The sequence below is a fragment of the Paraoerskovia marina genome (genome assembly GCF_900105445.1).
Taxonomy (GTDB): domain Bacteria; phylum Actinomycetota; class Actinomycetes; order Actinomycetales; family Cellulomonadaceae; genus Paraoerskovia; species Paraoerskovia marina.
This window is the reverse complement of sequence record NZ_LT629776.1, coordinates 492,484-511,484: the sequence shown is the minus strand read 5'-3', so window position 1 is coordinate 511,484 and position 19,001 is coordinate 492,484. Positions and strand designations below refer to the sequence as shown.

The window sequence follows — 19,001 nt, the reverse complement described above, 5'->3', positions numbered from 1 at the left end:
CGCGGTGCCAGAATGTGCAGTAAAGGGGAAGAATTGTCGAGTTGGCTAGATTAAGTCCCGACATATAGGTGTTTTAAAGTATCAAATCTTCACACCGCCGAAGCGTGTTCGTGATGATTCGTCGAGTCGACGACATCACGCGGAACGGGCCCCGCCGCCTGAGCGACAGGGCCCGCCACCTCGCGACGGTCCGCCGCGTCGCCGGGGTCTGCTCAGCCGAGCAGCTTGGCCTTCGCGGCCGCGAACTCGGCGTCGCTGAGGATGCCGGAGCTCTTGAGCTGGGCCAGGCGCTCGAGCTGCGCCATCAGGTCGTCCCCGCCACCGGCGGACGTGACCTGTGCGGGAGCCTGCGCCGCCGGTACCTGCTGCGCAGCAGCCTGCTGGGCCGCCGCCTGCTGCGCAGCGGCCTGCATACGCGCCTGCTCCTCGGCGGCAGCACGCTGCTGCTCCTCGTAGTTCGCCTGCTGCCGGTTCATCTGCCGGCGCTGCACTCCCCCGGACACCGCGGTCGCGGTCCCCGAGATCACAGCGGTCCGGGCCATCGTCCCGATCAGGCCGGGTCGTCCCACGCGTCGCACCATCGTCGTTCTCCTTCTGGTCGTGTGTTCGTCGGTCGTGTCGCGGAGCGGTCCGCGGCCGGTCAGTCGGAGGCGGCGTCGAGCGCCACGATCTCGTTCACGACCTCGGCCGAGATCCGCTCGCTCGACATCACGTAGGCGCCGGACTCCTCGACCGCCGTGACGAACCGGCGCGACCACGTGTGCTCGACGACGAGCACGATGGCGGCTGTTCCTGGGGCGATCGCCTCGGCGACCTCTTCGAGGTCCTCGGCCCCGGCGAGGCCCGGCGCGTCGAGGCCGAGCTCGGCGAGACGCGGGAACTCCTCCGTCAGGTCCTCCAGCTCGCGCGTCGTCAGCTCGCCCTCGGTGTCGACGGAGATGTAGGCGACGTCGAGCAGGTCCACGACGTCCGACTCGACCAGCCGGCGCGTCTCGGCGACGAGCGCGTCCGGGACCCCCGCCCCCGGCAGTGCCACGACGACGAACTCGACGGGCCCGAAAGTTCTCTCAGCCATGCTGTCTCCTGATGCTCGGATGTGTGGTTCCGCACCGATCGTTGCACCACCGCGGCTCCAGGGCATCCGGGACCCGGCACGTCCACGAAACCTCCCCGAGGGCGGGGCAGGGGACGCGGGCGTGGGCCCTGCCGCGGTTGCGGCAGGGCCCACGCCCGTCCTTCATGCGTCTGGCAGGGCTAGAGGGACCCGACACCTCCTGCGTCGTCGTGGCCGTCGTGGCGGCGGCGTAGGCGGCCGCTGCCCAGCAGGGCTGCTCCGCCGATCAGGAGCAGGAGCACCAGGGCGGCCAGGGCGGCGATCTGGGCACCGGTGACCGGGAGCGAGGGGCCCGGGGTGGGTGTGGTCGGGGGTGTGACGGTGAACTCGTGCTCGTCGCACGGCTGACCGTTCTCGTCCACCCCGTCGGTGCACTCACCCGGGTCCGGCGGGGTGATGTCGCCACAGTCCGGGATCGTGGTGCAGCCCGGGCCCGAGGGCTGGAAGACGACGTTGAGCACGTCGCCGTCACCCTCGCCGGTCAGCGTCACCGAGTACGTCAGGGTCACCGACTCACCTGCGGCGAGCGGCCCGGACCAGAACAGCTGCGGCGACTCGAACGCGAACTCCCCGACCGCGGGGCTGGCGGACGCGTCGTTGTTGTACGTCGCGTCGTCGAGCACCTGCGTCATGTCGTCGACCACGGTGGCCGGGTCGGTCTCCGTGTAGTCGGCCTCGCCGGTGTTGGTGACCGTGACGGTGTAGGTGACGTCGTCACCCACGGTCACGTCGGTGGCGGCGTCGGACGTCTTGACGATCTCCAGCGGGCGTTCGACGACCGGGACGGTCGTCGAGCAGTCCTCGATCGAGGCCGCCATCGGCAGCACCCCGCCGATCGAGGCACCCGCGGGCGACATCGGCTCGTAGCAGTTCGACTCCGGCGGTCCGACCACCGCGTTGTCCACCGACCCGTCACCGGTGACCGGGTCGTTGACCGTCACCGAGTAAGTGAGCGTCACCGTCGCCCCGGCATCCAGCGGACCCGACCAGACCAGCTCGGGGTCGCTGTAGGTGAAGGAGCCCTGGTCCGGGTCGGCGGCCGCGTCGTCGTTGTACGTCGCGTCGTCGAGCACCCCGGTCAGGTCGTCGGTCACCGTCAACGGCTCCTCGGACGTGTAGTCCGCCCCGCCGGTGTTGGTGACCTGCACCGAGTAGGTCACGACCTGCCCCGGCACGGCCTGCTCACCGGCGTCGGAGGTCTTGACGATCTCGACCTCGCGCACCGGCGTCGTGGTCGAACCACACGGCTGCCCGTCCGGAGTCGACCCGTCGACACAGCCCTCGGGGGGCTCGATCGGCGGCAGCGACTCACACCCGTCGGGGTCGGTGCACGGCTCGGTCGGGGGCGCGTACGCCGTGTTGGCCACCACTCCGTCACCCGTCACCGGGTCGTTGATCTCGACCGTGTAGGTCACGACCACCGCGTCACCGGCAGCCAGCGGACCGACCCACACGATGTACGGGTCGAGCTCGGTCAGCGTGCCCACCTCCGGGTCGACCGTCGGGCCGTCGACCACCACCGCGTCGTCCAGGACGTCGGTCAGGTCGTCGACCAGCGACGCCGGGTCGGCGTCGGTGAACGAGTAGGCGCCGGTGTTGGTGAGCGTCACCTCGTAGGTCAGCTCATCACCCGGCGCGGCCGAACCCTCCGGCGTCACCGTCTTGGTCACGTCCAGGTCCTTGACCAACGTGCTCGTCCCGCAGTCGGGGTCCTCCGACCCTTCCTCACAGGTCGAGTCCGGCGACGTCACGACGTTCGCGATCTGGCCGTCACCGGTGGCCGGGTCGTTGACCGTGACCGAGTACGTCAGCTCCACCACGTCGCCCGGCTCGAGCGCGCTCTCCCACACCAGGTACGGATCGGTGAAGGTGAACGTGCCCTGGTCGGGGTCGGCCGACGCGTCACCGTTGTACGTCGCGTCGTCCAGGACGTCCGTCAGGTCGTCCGTGACCACGGCCGGGAAGTCGTCCGTGTACGCCACGGCCCCCGAGTTCTCCACACTCACGGTGTAGGTCACCGTGTCGCCCGGTGAGACGGACTCACCGGCGTCGGACGTCTTGGCGAGCGTCAGGTCGGGCTGCGGGACGATCTCCGTGCAGTCCGGGTCCGCCGGCGTCTGGTCCGGGTCACAGTTCGACTCGGGCGGGCCGACCACGGAGTTGCGCAGCACCTTGTCGCCCTCGTCGGGGTCGTTCACGGTCACCGAGTAGGTGATCGTGACACTCGCGCCCACGTCCAGCGGCCCGGTCCAGGACAGCACCGGCTCGGTGTAGTCGAGCAGGCCCTGGTCCGGGTCGACGGCCGCGTCGTCGTTGTACGTCGCGTCGTCGAGCACGTCCGACAGGTCGTCGGTGATCACCGCGGGGTCGGCACCGGTGTACGGCGCCTGGCCCGTGTTGGTCACCGTGATCTCGTAGGTCACGACCTGACCGCTCTCGAGCGCGTCCGAGCCTCCGTCGGAGGTCTTGACGAGATCGAGCTCACGAATCGGCTCCGAGGTCCCGCAGTCAGGGTCCTCGGACCCGTCCTGGCAGTTGGACTCCGGCGGGCCGACGATCGTGTTGGTCACGACGTGATCACCGTCGACCGGGTCGTCGATCGTGACCGAGTACGTCAGCTCGACGCTCTCACCGGCCACGAGCGGACCGGTCCAGGTCAGCTCCGGGTCGGCGAAGACGAACGAACCACTGGCCGGGCTCGCCGCCGCGTCGTCGTTGTACGCCGCGTCGTCGAGCACCTCGGACAGGTCGTCGACCACGACCACCGGGGAGGCGTCCGTGTAGTCCACCGCACCGGTGTTCGTCACGACCACCGTGTAGGTGACGGTCTCACCCGGTGCGACCGACCCCTCGACGTCGGAGGTCTTGGCAATCTCCAGGGACTGGACCGGCACCGTCTCGGTGCAGTCCGGGTCCTCCGAACCCTCGGGGCAGTTGCTCCCCTCGGGCCCGACGACCGCGTTGTCCAGCACACCGTCGCCCGACTCGGCCAGCGGGTCGTCCACGGTCACCGAGTAGGTGATCGTGACCGTCTCACCGACCGCGAGCGGACCCGTCCACGTCAGGTCCGGCCGCGCATAGGCCGGAGCAGGCGGCGTCGACGTCACGACGGACGACATCGCGGTCGCGTCGTCGTTGTACGTCGCGTCGTCGAGCACGTCGGTCAGGTCGTCGACCATCGTCGCGGGGTTCAGCATCGTGTACGGCGCGTCCCCGGTGTTCTCGATCGTCACCGTGTAGGTCACGACGTCGCCCGGCAGGACCGACCCGGCCGCGTCAGAGGTCTTGGCGACCTCCGCACGGCGCACCGGCACCGTCTCGGTGCAGTCAGGGTCCTCCGAATCCTCTTCACAGTTGGACTCCGGCGGACCGACCACCGCGTTGACCAGCGACGCGTCGCCCTCGTCGGGGTCGTTGACCGTCACCGAGTACGTCAGCTCGACCGACTCACCGGCGGCCAGGCCACCGGTCCACGTCAGCACGGGCTCGGTGTAGTCGAAGACACCCGTGTCGGGGTTCGCCGCCGCGTCGTCGTTGTACGTCGCGTCGTCGAGCACGCCGGTCAGGTCGTCCGAGACCGTGAGCTCACCGTCGGCGTAGTCCACCGTCCCGGTGTTGGTGATCGTCACCGTGTACTCCACGGTGTCTCCGGCCGTGACGGACCCGACCGCGTCCGACGTCTTGACGATGTCGAGCGACCGCACCGGAGTGGTCGTCGAGCAGTCCGGGTCCTCCGTGCCCTCGGGGCAGTTCGAGCCCGGCACGATCACGACGTTCGTGAGCTCACCGTCCGCGCCGGCACCCGGCGGGTCGTCGACCGTCACCGAATAGGTCAGGGTCACCGACTCACCGACCGCCAGCGGACCGGTCCACTGGAGGAACGGGTCGGCGAAGACGAACTCACCGGCCTCAGGCGCCGCCGCAGCGTCGTCGTTGTACGTCGCGTCGTCCAGCACCTCGGACAAGTCGTCGGCCACCTTCAGCGGGAACGCGTCCGTGTAGTCGATCGCACCGGTGTTGGTCACCACGACCTCGTAGGTCACCACGTCGCCCGGGACCACCGACTCACCGGCGTCGGAGGTCTTGACGACCGACGCGGCGTGCTCGGGAATCTCGGCGGTGCAGTCCGGGTCCGCGGGAATCTGGTCCGGGTCACAGTTCGACTCGGGCGGGCCCACGACGGTGTTGGACAGGATCTGGTCGCCGGTCGGCGGGTCGTCCACGGTCACCGAGTAGGTGATCGTGACCGTCTCGCCGGCCGCGAGCGGACCCGTCCAGCTCAGCACCGGCTCGGTGTAGGTCGGCGCCGGCGGGACAGCGCCCGTCGACGTCGCCGCCGCGTCGTCGTTGTACGCCGCGTCGTCGAGCACGTTGGACAGGTCGTCGGTGATCACCACCAGGTCCGGGTCGACATAGTCGACCGCACCGGTGTTGGTCACCTCGATGGTGTAGAGGATCGTCTCACCGGCATCGACCTCACCGTTGTCGTTGTCCGAGGTCTTGACGATCTCGAGCGAACGCACCGGCGTGGTCACCGTGCAGTCCGGGTCCTCGCTGCCCTCGGGGCAGTTGGTGCCCGGCACCACGACCGTGTTCTCCAGCACCCCGTCCCCGGGCTCGGCCAGCGGGTCCTCGACCGTGACCGAGTAGGTCAGCTCGACCGACTCACCGGCCGCGAGCGGACCCGTCCACGTCAGCACCGGCTCGGTGTAGGCGAACGTCCCGCTGTCAGGGTTGGCCGCCGCGTCGTCGTTGTACTCCGCGTCGTCCAGGACTCCCGTCAGGTCGTCGCTCACCTCGACCGGGGTCAGAACCGTGTAGTCGAACCCGCCGGTGTTGGTCACCGTGACCGTGTAGGTCACCGTGTCACCCGCAGCGACCTCGCCGCCCGCATCGGACGTCTTGACGACGTCCAGCCCGCGAACCGGGGTGGTCACCGTGCAGTCCGGGTCGGTCGAGCCCTCCGGGCAGTTCGAGTCCGGGCCCGTGACCGCGTTCTCGAGCACACCGTCCGCGTCCTCGCCCGGCGGGTCGTCGACGGTCACCGAGTAGGTGATCGTCACCGTCTCACCGACCTCCAGCGGACCCGACCACGTGATCGTCTCGGACACGGCGCTGGCCACCGGCGCCGGCGGGGTGGTGTCCCCGTCCGACGTCGCCGCCGCGTCACCGTTGTACGTCGCATCGTCCAGGACACCCGACAGGTCGTCGGTCACCGTCGCCGGGTCCTCGACCGTGTACGGGGCCTGACCGGTGTTGGTCACCTCGACCGTGTACGTCACCACGTCACCCGGGGCCACCGACTCGACCGCGTCGGACGTCTTGACGACGCCCAGCTCACGGATCGGGGTGGTCACCGTGCAGTCCGGGTCTGCCGGGTCCTGCTCAGGGTCGCACGAGGACTCCGGAGGCCCGACGACCGTGTTGGCCAGCACGCCGTCGGCGTCGTCGGCCAGCGGGTCGTCGACCGTGATCGAGTACGTGATCGTCACCGTCTCACCGGGCTCCAGCGGGCCCTGCCACGACAGCTGCGGGTTCTCGTACTGCGGAGCGGGCGGGACGTTGGCGACGATGTCCGACGTCGCGACCGCGTCGTCGTTGTAGACGCCGTCGTCCAAGACGTCCGTGAGATCGTCGACGACGACCGCCGGGTCGAGCAGCGTGTAGTCCACCGACCCGGTGTTCGTCACCGCGATCGAGTACGTCACCACGTCGCCCGGTGCCACCGAGTCCCCGGCGTCCGAGGACTTGTCGATGTCGAGCGAGCGCACCGGCACCGTGTCGGTGCAGTCCGGGTCGTCGGTGTCCTCGTCACAGTTGGAGCCCTCGGCCACCAGCGCGTTGAACAGCACGCCGTCGGCGTCGTCGCCCGGCGGGTCGTCGACCGTCACCGAATAGGTGATGGTGACCAGCTCGCCAGGGGCGAGCGGGCCGAACCACGTCAGCACAGGCTCGGTGTAGTCGAACTCGCCCTGATCCGGGGTCGCGACCGCGTCGTCGTTGTACGTCGCATCGTCCAGAACATCCGTCAGGTCGTCGAAGACGTACGCCGGCACCGCGTCGGTGTACGCACTGTCACCGATGTTCTCGACCGTGACCGTGTACGTCACCGTGTCACCGGGCAGCACCTCACCCACCGCGTCGGACTCCTTGGTGAGCTCGAGCAGCGGCTCGGGGACCGTCTCCGAACACGCCGGGTCCGGCGGGCTCTGGTTCTCGTCACAGTTGGACTCCGGCGGACCCACCACCGCGTTGTCGAGCTGACCGTCCGCATCCGGGCCCGGCGGGTCCGTGAGCGTCACCGAATAGGTGATCGTGACCGTCTCCCCGACCTCCAACGGACCGGCCCAGCTCAGCTCCGGGGCGGTGTACGTCGGCGCCGGCGGCGTGTTGCCGCCGATGTTCGACGTCGCCACGGCGTTGCCGTCATAGTCGGCGTCGTTGAGCACGTCCGACAGGTCGTCGGAGATCTCCACCAGATCCGGGTCGACGTAGTCGACGCCGCCGGTGTTCGTGACCTCGATCGTGTACTCGACCGTGTCGCCGGGCTGCAGGGTCTCCGGCCCGTCAGCAGTCTTGAGGATGTCGACGGACTTGACCGGCACCTGCGTGGTGCAGTCCGGGTCGGCCGGGTCCTGATCCTCGTCACAGTTCGACTCGGGCGGGCCCACCACCGCGTTCTCCAGGTTGCCGTCCGCACCCGCACTCGGCGGGTCGTCGACCGTCACCGAGTACGTGATCGTCACCGTCTGCCCGGCCGCGATCGGACCGGACCAGCTCAGCGTCGGGTCCGCGAACGTCGGGTCGTCAACGGAGGCACCGTCCGAGGACACCGCTGCGGCGTCGTCGTTGTACGTCGCATCATCCAGCACCCCGGACAGGTCGTCCGAGATGTCCGCCGGGTCGGCCACCGTGTAGTCCGCCTCCCCGGTGTTCTCCAGCGTGATCGTGTACTCCACGCTCTCACCGGCCAGGACCTCCCCGGCGGGGTCGGCCGACTTGGTGATGTCGAGCGAGCGCGAGGCCACCGACGTGGTGCAGTCCGGGTCCGCAGGGTCCTGGTCGGGGTCACAGTTGGACTCCGGCGGACCCACGACCGCGTTGTCGAGCAGACCGTCCGCACCGTCGCCCGGCGGGTCGTCGACCGTCACCGAATACGTGATCTCGACCGTCTCACCCGCAGCCAACGGGCCCGACCAGCTCAGCGTCGGGTCCGCGAACGTCGGATCGTCGACCGTCACACCGTCCGAAGACACCGCGGCCGCGTCGTCGTTGTACGTCGCATCATCCAGCACCGCCGACAGGTCGTCAGAGATCTCCACCAGATCCGGGTCGACATAGTCCACCTGCCCGGTGTTCTCCACCGTCACCGTGTACGTCACCACGTCACCAGCAGCCACCGAACCATCAGCGTCCGAGGCCTTGGTAATGTCCAGCGCCTTGACCGGAACCTGCGGGTTGCACTCAGGGTCGGTCGAGTCCGGCGGACACGTCGACTCCTCAGGGCCCGTGACCGCGTTGTCCAAGATCCCGTCACCCGTCTCGGACAGCGGGTCGTCGACCGTGACCTGATACGTGATCGTGACCGTCTCACCCACATCCAACGGACCCGTCCACGACAGGACCGGATCGCTGTACGACGGCACCGGCGGAGTGTTCGCCACGATGCTCGACGTCGCGTCCTCGCTGCCGTCCACGTACGTCGCGTCGTCCAGCACGTCCGTCAGGTCATCGGTCACCGTGACCGGGTCCAGGGCGGTGTAGGCATACCCGCCGGTGTTCTCGACCGTGATCGAGTACGTCACCGTCTCACCGGCCAGCACCTCATCACCGGGGTCGGCAGACTTCGTGATCTCCAGCGACTTGATCGGCACCTGAGGGTTGCACTCCGGCGCGTCCGGGGTGTCCTCACAGTTCGAGAACGGTGCGCTCACGACGTTGTCCAGCACCCCGTCCCCCGTCTCGGACAGGGGGTCCGCGACGGTCACCGTGTACGTGATCGTCACCGTCTCCCCTGCCGCGAGCGGACCCGACCAGGACAGCTCCGGCTCCGTGTACGACGGGGCAGGCGGCGTGTTGCCGTCCACGTCGGACGTCGCGGCCGCGTCGTCGTTATACGTCGCATCATCAATCACACCCGACAGGTCATCCGAGACCGTCGCCGGGTTGGACTCCGTGAAGTCGACCGCACCGGTGTTCTCCACCGTGATCGTGTACGTCACGTCCTCGCCCGGGGCAGCCTCGTCCGTCGAGGCGGTCTTCTCCACCGCCAGCTCCGGCTCGACCACCGTGACCAGATAGTCCTCCACCTCACCACCGGTCCACGCACCCGTCGGCAACGGCGTGTCATTACCGCCCGCGAACAGGCGCAGACGCAGATACGTGTCATCCGTCGACGTCGGAGCGGGCAACGTCAACGCATAGTCCGCCGCCCCCGACTCGGCCGGCACCGCCACGACATCGCTGATCTCACCGGTGTCGAAGACACCGTTGTTGTTCACATCCAGCCACCCGACCAACGTCGCGTCCGTCAGGCTGTCGTTCGTCGCCGTCACACTCGTCACGAACGGGCTGTCCAGGCCCGCCACGACGGGCTCGGCGATCGCGGCCTCGTCGTCGACGTCCGCGAGGTCGTCCCCGTCAGCACCGACCGTCGGAACCCCGTCCTCCTCCACATCCACCGTGGTCGAGTCACCCAGCATCAACGGAGCCGTGTTCGTCGTGTCGTCGTAATCGATCACCCCATGGCTCGCACCACCCGAGGCATCCAACGTCCCGAACGAATCCGGGGCGTCACCGAAGTCGCGCGGGAGCTCTTCGAGGGTGATCGGCCAGTCCTCGACCTCACCCGAATCCACACCCGGACCGATGTCCGACGTGTCCGTCGGGAGATCATCACCCGGCACCAGCGCCGCACGAAGACGCAGATACGAATCACCCGGCACCGCATCCGCCGGCACCGACCACGTCAACACCGCATCACCCGTCGCCAGACCCGTGTCGATCACCGACCGCTCATCCTCGTCAAACGTGCCGCTGAGGTCGAAGTCGATCCACCCCGCCAACGCCGCACCATCAGACGAGTTGTTCGTAATCGGAATCGTCAGAGTCGACTCGTCCGCGTCGACGTTGACCGTCGGGTCCTCGGTAAACGCATCATCCTCATCCAGCCCCGCCGACACATCAGGCTGACCGTCCGTCTCGATAGTGACCGTGTCACCGATCGTCAGCAGCGGGTCCGCCGGGTCGTTCGTGACGCCGTGGAAGGGACCGGTGGACTCGAGAAGCGTCTGGTAGCTGTCGGGCGCGTCACCGAAGTCGATCGGCAGCGGTCCCGGGCATCGCGACCCGTCGTTGCCTCCGGATGCCGGGCCGTAGGAGAAGAACGCCGCGGGCTCCGTGGGATCGTTCATGTTGAAGCGCCAGATCTGGCCGGTCCCGTTGTTCGAGGCGTAGAGGAAGCCGGAGTCGTCGGTGTAGGTCGCGCCCCATGCCTTGCCCCCACCCGGAGGGTTCGACGGGTTGATGTTGTCTGGAGCCTTGATCACGCCGTAGTTGTTCTCGTTCACGAGATTCACGTTGTCGACCGACGGGTCCAGAGAGAAGAGGACCGTTGAGTTGTTGCTCGAGTTGTACCCGACCGACCACAGCTTGCCGTCGTAGTACGACCAGTCGTCGCCGGGCTGAAGGTTGTTGTTTCCCGTGCCGTACGACGTGTCGCCGTCGAGCACGCGCATGAAGGTCGGCGAGGACGGGTCGACGTCCACGGACAGCCACGCTGCTCCCGTGTTCTCCGAGGTCGAGCCGTACCAGATCCCCTCCGGCGAGACGTCGCCGATGTTCACCCCTGACGAGAACGACCCTGTTCCGAACGGGACGTCGTCGAAATTCGGACTGCCATACAGCACCTGCTCCGAATAGTCCGGCGAGGTCGCGACGATCTCGGGCGATGTCGTCGACTCGTTCAAGTTTCGACTGCCCCAGAACCAGCCGTCCAACGCGCTGTACCCCACGGCGTTGATGCTGTGCTCGGGGACCTCACCCTGGTCGACATAGTCACCCGTGATCAGGTTGAGGTCGAAGACCGTCGTCGGCGGGCTGTCATCCGTGGCCTGCCACAGTTGTGCGGTCGACGAGCACTCGACCGGCTCGACGTCCTCGAACGCGATCGACGTGTCACCCGGGGGGTTCAGGCCGATGAGTTCCATGTCGTCAGGGCCGTTGGTGTACGTGCCCGCGACGTCGGAGGTGACGCCCACCGTGACGGTGCAGCTGACGAGGTTGGGGTCGACGAGGTCGCCGCCGTCGAGCGCGACCGTGCCCGCCGCCGAGTCGACCGTGACCGTGCCGTCGCCACAGGTCGTCTCCGACGTGCCGGTCAGCTGGAGGTTGGAGTCGTTGATCGTGTCGGTGAAGCCGAAGTCTTCCTTCGGGCCCGAGGGCTCGTCAGGATCGAGCGGGTCGAACGTGTTGGTGATGGTGAAGGTCAGCGTGCCGTCGGTGCCCGTCGGGTAGACGCCGTCACTTCCCGGGCCGGGGTACGAACTGAACTCCTTGTCGATCTTTGGCGTGGTGTCGATGACGACCAGGTTGTCGAACGCGCTGTCGTTGCCGTTCGTGGACGACTGGTCGTTGTTGATCCGGATGCCGAGGGTGTCGCCCGTCGACCGCAGGGCCTGGTCACTGAGGAATGTGCCGACCCGTGTGGTCCGCTGCCGACCGGTGGTGTTCCCGCCCCCGCCGGGACCGTACTGATAGACCGTCCCCAGGGCCCCGGGGTTGCAGGTGTTGATCGCGTTGGAGAAGACAGGGCTCTCCGTCCCGTCCGACTGCTTGAGGAAGATCTGCGGGATCGCACCGTTGCCCGTCGTGACACAGCTCATCGCCGCGATGTCGATCGACGCCTGGTAGTAGCGCCCCGGATCAACGTCGATCGGCTCGTCGAACTCCAGCATGGTCCCCGGTGCGATGTTCGACCCCGCCGTGTACGAGCTGACGACGTGGTTCTCGAGGAAGTCGTCGGGGTCACCGAGGTCTTGGTCGAAGTAGGGGTTCTGATTCTCGTTGAGGTGGTACTGCCCCATGACGTTCGCCAGGAGGCGCACCGCGTTCCACGACGGTGCGTCGCCACAGGCCTGCGCCGGTCCGGCGTTCGGAAGCGCCACGTTGCCGTTGGTGTTTGAGTAGCTCTGGGCCCCGTGCGCTGCAAGGACGAAGCCGTTGCAGTTGGTGCCCGCCGCCCACTGCGGGTCCGCCGAATACGTCGTCGTGCCGTTCTCGTTGACGTACCCAGGCTGGAAGTCGGCCGCGGTCCCGTCGTCACCGAAGGGGTACTCCGTCAGGGTCTGGACGAAGTCGTCGGCGTCCCACGCCGCCTCGTCCGACCCGCCACCGGTGCCCACCGGCTCCTGCCACGTGACGTTCTCGAAGTTCTCGGCGAAGAAGTTGGTCGGCGCCTCCATGACACCCGGGCTGCCCGGGACGGCCTCGGCCGCCGGGAGGTCGTTCGCCAGCGGCTCGTAGACCACGGGCGCGGCGACGAGGCCGAGCGTCAGAACCAGCGAGCCGCCGACGGCGCCGGCCAGACCCTGGCGGCGCACCGCTCTGATCCCGGTCTGGCCACTCCCGCCACGGCGTGCATTCGTCGATCGAGCCACGGTCTTTCCCCCATCGGTGGACGGCATGCTCGTCGGCCCTGACGAGCGCTATGCACACCATTGGCACATTGCATTCTCAGGTTCGCAACAGGAAACCCAGATACCCTCGGTTTCTGTCGGGAAAGACCGATAATTTCTGTCTTCACAAACAACTCCGCCACGCCGCCCGCACGCGAGTAGTCTCCGAGGCATGAGCGACGACGCAGTCCCCCCGCCACGCTCCGGCCCGTCGGGCGCCGAGGCCGAGCGAGACGCGGATCGGCGCGAGTTCCGGCCGATCCAGCACGACACGCGGCGACCCCCACGCTGGCTCCCCCGTGCCCTCCTCTGGACGGGGACGGCCGTCTTCGCCGGAATGTTCGTCTACTACGCGTTCGGCCAGCTGACCGGTTTGCTCACCAACATCCTAATTTCGTTCTTTGTGATGTTGATGCTTGAACCCTTGGTGGTCTGGCTCGTCACCCGGGGGTGGAGGCGCGGCATTGCAGCATTCGTCGTCCTGATCGGGGCAATTCTTACCGCCGGCGTCGTGATCGCCGTCTTCGGGAATCTCTTTGTCCAACAATTGATACAGCTGGTGCAGTCGATCCCGGACGCCTACGAGGAGATCGCCACCTGGGCGGACGGCACACTGGGGACGACGCTGCCGGAGTCTGACGAACTGCTCCGACAGGCGCTCGGAGCCTGGGGGGACGACGTCGCGACGGGCGCGCTGACCATCGGGGCCGGGATCCTCGGCGTCGTGTTCTCGTTCTTCATGATTGCCCTAATCGTCTATTACCTGCTGGCAGCCGGGCCACGGTTCCGGCAGTCGATCTGCGCGTGGCTGACGCCGCACCGGCAGGAGGAGGTGCTCCGTCTCTGGGAGATCACCCAGGTCAAGGTCTCCGACTTCATCAACTCGCGTGTGGTCCTCGCGACGTTCTGCACCGTGGCGACCGGCATCTTCCTGCTCATCATCGACACGCCGTATGCGCTCCCCCTCGCGCTGTTCACCGGCGTGGTCTCGCAGTTCGTGCCGACCATCGGCACCTACCTCGGTGGTGCGCTGCCGACCGCGATCGCACTCACCTCCCAGGGGGTCCCCGAGGCGATCGGCGTGCTCGTCTTCGTGATCGCCTACCAGCAGGTGGAGAACCTGATCCTGGCGCCGAAGGTGACCGCGAGGGCCCTGGAGATGAACCCAGCCGTCAGCTTCGTCGCCGTCATCGGGTTCGGCTCGGTCTTCGGCGCCGTAGGCGCCTTCCTCTCGCTCCCGATCGTGGCCACCTTCCAGGCCGCGGCCAACACCTGGTTCACGCGGCACGAGCTGGTGGAGTCACACCTGCTGCGTGACCCCGAGACGCCGGGCAGCCCGCACGACGGCGCGGGCGACGCGGAGTCCGGGACGTCGGACGACGAGTCGACCCCGTCCAGTCCGGGCCTCTTCGCGAGCCGTGCCGACCGTCGTCGTGCCGCCAACCTGCGGGCCGCCCGCGAGGCCGCGCGGACGGTCGACGAGCGCCGTCGCGACAAGATCGACGAGTAGCGCCCGGCGCGGATGGCCCGACCCTGGCACGACGAAGGGCCCGTCGCCGGTGCGACGGGCCCTTCGTCGTGTCGTCACGGGGTGACGATGTCGAACCAGAAGTCGAACACGTCGAGCAGGGCGACGAACTCGCGGACCGCGGTGATGTCACCGTCGACCTGCACGTCGCCGTTCTCGACGGCGTCCGGGATGTCGGTGGTCCCCAGCACGACCGCGTCCAGGACGGAACGGTCGAACGTCAGGGTGGCCTGGACGTCGTCGGACGTCCCGGGGCGGTGGTTGAGCACCCCGTTGCCGAGCTCGAGGACGTACTTCTCGTCGATGTCGGGCAGGACCACCGCAAAAGTGGACGAGAGGCTCACGGCCTCCGGCGCCTTAATCCGCATCGCGATGTAGTCGAGGAACATCGAGACCGACATGGCGCGGACCGAGTCGGCGCTGGCCGTGACAAGCACGTGCTGCTTGCGGATGCCATCACGCAGCTCCATCGCACCGGTGAGGTAGAAGTTGCGCCACGTGCCGTTCTCCGCCTGGTACCCGAGCTGCTCGAACGTGTCGGCCTGCAGCTCACGGGCCTCGGTGTTCTCCGGCTGGGCGAAGATGAGGTGGTTGAGCACCTCGGCGACCCAGCGGTACTCGCCCTTCTCGAAGTCGGCACGAGCCTTCTCGATGATCGCGTCGGCACCGCCCATGTACTCGACGTAGCGCGGGCCGGCGTCGACGTGCTCGAGCGGGTTGAGCGTCGCGGGGTTCGCGTCGAACCAGCCGAGGTAGTAGACGTACGTCGACTTCACGTTGTGGTTGATCGACCCGTAGTAGCCGCGGTTGGCGAACCGCTGGGCGAGCGCGTCGGGCAGCTCGATCTGCTCGCCGATCTCGACGGGGGTGTAGCCGTTGTTGGCGAGCCGCACCGTCTCGTCGTGCAGGTACCGGTACATGTCCCGCTGGGACTCGATGAGGTCGCGGAGCTCGCCGTTGCCCCAGGTGGGCCAGTGGTGGGAGGAGAAGAGCACCTCGGCGTCGCCGAACAGCTGCAGCATCTCGTGCAGGTGCTTGGACCAGATCAGCGAGTCGCGGATCTTGGCACCACGCAGCGTGTAGAGGTTGTGCTGCGTGTGCGTCACGATCTCGGCGCCGCAGAGGGCCTTGAGGTCGGGGAGGTAGAAGCACATCTCCGCCGGAGCCTCGGCACCCGGCGTGTGCTGGAAGACGATGCGGACGCCGTCGACAGTCAGCTCCGTTCCCGTCTCGGAGATGATGTCCGTCGGGGGGATCAGCGTGACCTCCCCGGCCGACGTGACCTGGCCGAGTCCTGCACCGACGGAACGGTCCGGGCCGTACCCGACGATCTCGCCGTACATGTAGGACTTGCGCCGCGCCATCGCGTTGCCGAGCATCACGTTCTCGCTCACCGACTCCTCGAGGAAGTCCACGGGGGCGATGATCCGCACGTTGCCGGCCTCGACGTCCTCGTCCGTGACGAAGGCCCGCACGCCGCCGTAGTGGTCGATGTGCGAGTGGGTGTGGATGACGGCCGTGACGGGCAGGTCCTCGACGTGCTCACGGATCAGGTCGTAGGCCGCCTTGGTCGGCTCGACGCTGATCGACGGGTCGACGACGATCCAGCCCTTCTCACCACGGATGTAGGAGGCGACGGAGAGGTCGAAGCCGCGGGCCTGGTAGATGCCGTCGGCGACCTTGTAGATGCCCGCCTTGGACACGAGCTGGCTCTGGCGCCACAGTGACGGGTTCACCGTGTCGGGCGACTCGCCCTCGAGGAAACTCCACCGGTCGAAGTCCCAGGCGACGTCACCTTCGTCGGTGAGCACCTGCCCGGTGGCGCGGACGACCAGGCCGCGGTCCGCGTTCTCGAAGTCGGTCGTGTCGTCGAAGGGGAGCTTGTCTCGCACAGCCCGGTTCGCGCGGATGGTGGCCTCGGTGGCTGGCTTTGGTGTGCTCATATCGCTCTCCTTCAAGACGAGTTGGTGAGAATGACGTTACTCCTTCGTTATAATCCTGCAGCGCGGAGGCACGGGCTCCACAGACTCTTCACGAACGCTTTGCCCATTGGTCGGTTTTGACAACCAATCGTCGACTTTCAGACATCGGCCCGATCAACGCGACGCCCCAGCTCCGCTGCGAGCGCCAGAAGGACGATCGTGAGCAGGAGCGCGCCGAGCAGCACCGCGACCAGCACCTCGGGCGTGTCCGTGAAGCTCGTGCCGGCGACGAGGAGCGCGGCCGACAGGTTGCGCTGCCCGGCACCGAGCGACGAGACGACCCGTTGCTCGCGCCCGCTGCCGCCGAGCACCCACCCGGCCAGCAGGCAGACCACCAGCAGCGCGAGCGTCGCGAGGAGGATGCCCGTCCCGAACTGGTCGACGAACTGCGAGAACCCGGCGACGACCGCCGCGACCAGGCCGAGCGCGAGCGCGGTCGACGAGATCCTGTTCAGGGGAGCCGCGGCGTCGGCCGCGTGCGGATACCGGGCCCTGACCGCGAGCGCGACCACGAGCGGCAGCAGCATCAGCAGGACGAGGGGGCGGGCGATGTCCCAGGCGCTGACCTCCACCCCCACGAGCGGGGTGGCGAGAACGAGCGGCACGACGACGACGCTCGCCACCATCAGGAGCACCATCAGTCCGACGGAGTAGGCCACGTCCCCCCGCGCCATCTGCGCGAGCTTCGGCAGGAACGGCGCCCCCGCCGAGACGCCGAGGAGGATCAGGGCCAGCTGGACGGTGTCGTCGAGACCGAACACCTCGCCGATCCCCCACGCCGCGAGCGGGGCGACCACGAAGTTGGCGAGCAGGGCGAAGACCACCACGCGGGCGGACCTCAGCGGTGCCGTGATCTGGGAGACCGTCAGCGAGAGCCCCAGAGCGACCATCGACGTGATCACGAAGGTCAGGATCGCGACCCGTGCCAGGTCGATCAGAAAGTCGCTCATCGTTCTTCCTCTTCTCGGTGCTCGATCTCGTCGGCGACCCGTCGTTCCTCCGCGAGCGCCCACGCGGCCTCGAGCGCGCCCAGGACGGTCCCGGTGTCCCGCACGACGGCGTCGCCGAGCGTGTCGAGGACTCCCGCCTTGCGCAGTCGGTCGTGCAGTGCGCCGCTGACGTCGCAGATGACGACGTGGACGTCGTGCGCCCGCCATGCCTCGATGCGGCTGCGCAACATCTTCAGCAGCGTGGTGGAGGGGACGCCGACGGCGTCCCGGAGGGAGAGGACGATCGCGGCGTCGCGGGCCCCGTCGATGGACGGCCACTGGTCGTCGAGACGGACGGCCTCCGCGAAGAAGCCGTGGCCTGTGTAGTGGAGCACGATCGTCGTCCCGCTGGGCACGGTGTCGGGGACCTCGCCGATCGCCCAGTCGCCGTCCTCGGTGGGGGTGAGGCGGACCAGGCGGCCGGAGCGCGCCGCCTGCACCGCGTAGAGCAGGATCGAGAGTCCCGCGCCGAGGAAGATCGCGACCTGGAGCGGGAGCTGCGTCGTCGCGAGGAACGTGACGATCATCGCGGCCGTCGACGGCCAGGCCGTGCGGACGACCAGCTTGATGTCCGCGAGGCGACCGTGGATCAGCTCGAAGCTGATCACGATCAGCAGGCCGCCGATCACCGCCATCGGGATCGAGCCCGCCACCGGCCCGAGGATCAGCACCATCACCAGCAGCGAGACGCCGGCGAAGATCCCCGCCCACCGCGTCTGCGCACCACCGCTGGTGGCGACGCCCGTCCGCGAGAGCGAGCCGCCGGTGGGCAGCGCGCCGAAGAGTCCGCCCGCGAGGTTCGCGGCGCCCTGGGCACGGAAGTCGCCCGACGTGTCGCCGCGGGACCCGTCGGGGTTCGGGACGGCGGCCCCGATCCCGGCGGCCTGGGCGAGCGCGACGAGCGCGATGGCGAACGCCCCCGAGACGAGCTGCGGTGCCGCGGCGAGCTCCGGGAGGGTCAGAGGAGGCAGGGAGCGGGGGATCGTCGCGATGTCGGAGACGCGGACGACGTCGAGGCGCGCGACGACCGCGACGACGGAGACGACGACCAGCGCGATCAGGGTCGCCGTCGCACGCAGGGGTCGATACGTCCGCACCGCTGCCCACAGTCCGACCGTCGAGGCCGCCACGACGACGGTCATCAGGTCCCAGTCGCCGACGTGCGCGAACGTCTCGACGATCTTGGCGACGGTGTTCGACCGCTCCGGCTCGTACCCGGTCGCGTCCTTCATCACCCCCGCGAGGATCTGTACGGCGATGCCGGTGGTGAAGCCGGTCATGACGGCCGCCGAGACGAACGCCATCGCGGACCCCATGCGCAGCAGGCCCATCAGCAGCATCGCGGCACCGACCATCAGCGTCAGCGTCGCGACGGCGCCGACGTCGCCCGGGTCGAGTCCTGCGTCCGCGAGCACGCTCTTGGATGCGAGCGCGGTCGCGCTCGTCAGCGTCGTGACCATGAGGACCGTGCGGGAGAAGAGCGACCCGACGATCGTCGGCACCGCCCCGGACCACAGGCCCATCGGTGCGGCGAACCCGCCGAGGCTGGCGTACGCCATGCCCTCGGGGATCGAGAAGAGTCCGGTGACGAAACCGCTGGCCGCGTCCCGGGGCGTCGGACGCCCGAACCTCGCTCGTGCGCGCCCCACGTGGTCACCTCCGTCGTACGAACCAAGACGGTTCGCGTCGATCATGGCCGACCTGGACCAATTG

At 68.3% G+C, this 19,001-nt stretch carries 7 protein-coding genes; 1 reads left to right on the top strand and 6 read right to left on the bottom strand.

Annotated features, from left to right (window positions below; all coding sequences use genetic code 11):
* Positions 1 to 212: 212 nt before the first annotated feature.
* From BLU20_RS02380 to BLU20_RS02370, 3 genes are all read right to left on the bottom strand, one after another.
* A complete protein-coding gene (locus BLU20_RS02380; protein WP_197675434.1) occupies positions 213 to 569 on the bottom strand; it encodes an SHOCT domain-containing protein in 357 nt (118 codons plus the stop codon).
* Positions 570 to 640: 71 nt separating this feature from the next.
* Entirely contained in the window at positions 641 to 1,075 is a 435-nt protein-coding gene (locus BLU20_RS02375) for a DUF6325 family protein (RefSeq protein ID WP_029254049.1), read from the bottom strand.
* Between the two features lie 179 nt (positions 1,076 to 1,254).
* Positions 1,255 to 12,714 (bottom strand): DUF7927 domain-containing protein, encoded by an 11,460-nt coding sequence (locus BLU20_RS02370; RefSeq protein ID WP_083371444.1) that lies wholly within the window; start codon positions 12,712 to 12,714, stop codon positions 1,255 to 1,257.
* 247 nt (positions 12,715 to 12,961) lie between these two features.
* Between BLU20_RS02370 and BLU20_RS02365 the strand changes: the two genes are divergently transcribed.
* Positions 12,962 to 14,299: an AI-2E family transporter gene (locus tag BLU20_RS02365; RefSeq protein WP_083371443.1), complete on the top strand. Its 1,338-nt coding sequence runs from the start codon at positions 12,962 to 12,964 to the stop codon at positions 14,297 to 14,299.
* A gap of 74 nt (positions 14,300 to 14,373) precedes the next feature.
* Here BLU20_RS02365 and BLU20_RS02360 read toward each other — a convergent pair whose 3' ends face one another.
* The 3 genes from BLU20_RS02360 to BLU20_RS02350 all read right to left on the bottom strand — a co-directional run bounded on the left by BLU20_RS02360 (position 14,374) and on the right by BLU20_RS02350 (position 18,937).
* Entirely contained in the window at positions 14,374 to 16,260 is a 1,887-nt protein-coding gene (locus BLU20_RS02360; protein WP_083371442.1) for an alkyl/aryl-sulfatase, read from the bottom strand.
* Between the two features lie 137 nt (positions 16,261 to 16,397).
* The gene (locus BLU20_RS02355) at positions 16,398 to 17,249 is read right to left on the bottom strand and encodes a bile acid:sodium symporter family protein (RefSeq protein WP_029253900.1); all 852 of its coding nucleotides are present in this window, start codon (positions 17,247 to 17,249) and stop codon (positions 16,398 to 16,400) included.
* Positions 17,246 to 18,937: a SulP family inorganic anion transporter gene (locus BLU20_RS02350; RefSeq protein ID WP_197675409.1), complete on the bottom strand. Its 1,692-nt coding sequence runs from the start codon at positions 18,935 to 18,937 to the stop codon at positions 17,246 to 17,248. Before BLU20_RS02350 ends, BLU20_RS02355 begins: the two co-directional genes overlap by 4 nt.
* Positions 18,938 to 19,001: the final 64 nt, after the last annotated feature.

Coding starts and splice junctions, on each gene's coding strand:
- BLU20_RS02375 (WP_029254049.1), bottom strand. CDS start 1,075: ATGGCTGAGAGAACTTTCGGGCCCGTCGAGTTCGTCGTCGTGGCACTG.
- BLU20_RS02355 (WP_029253900.1), bottom strand. CDS start 17,249: ATGAGCGACTTTCTGATCGACCTGGCACGGGTCGCGATCCTGACCTTC.
- BLU20_RS02365 (WP_083371443.1), top strand. CDS start 12,962: ATGAGCGACGACGCAGTCCCCCCGCCACGCTCCGGCCCGTCGGGCGCC.
- BLU20_RS02360 (WP_083371442.1), bottom strand. CDS start 16,260: ATGAGCACACCAAAGCCAGCCACCGAGGCCACCATCCGCGCGAACCGG.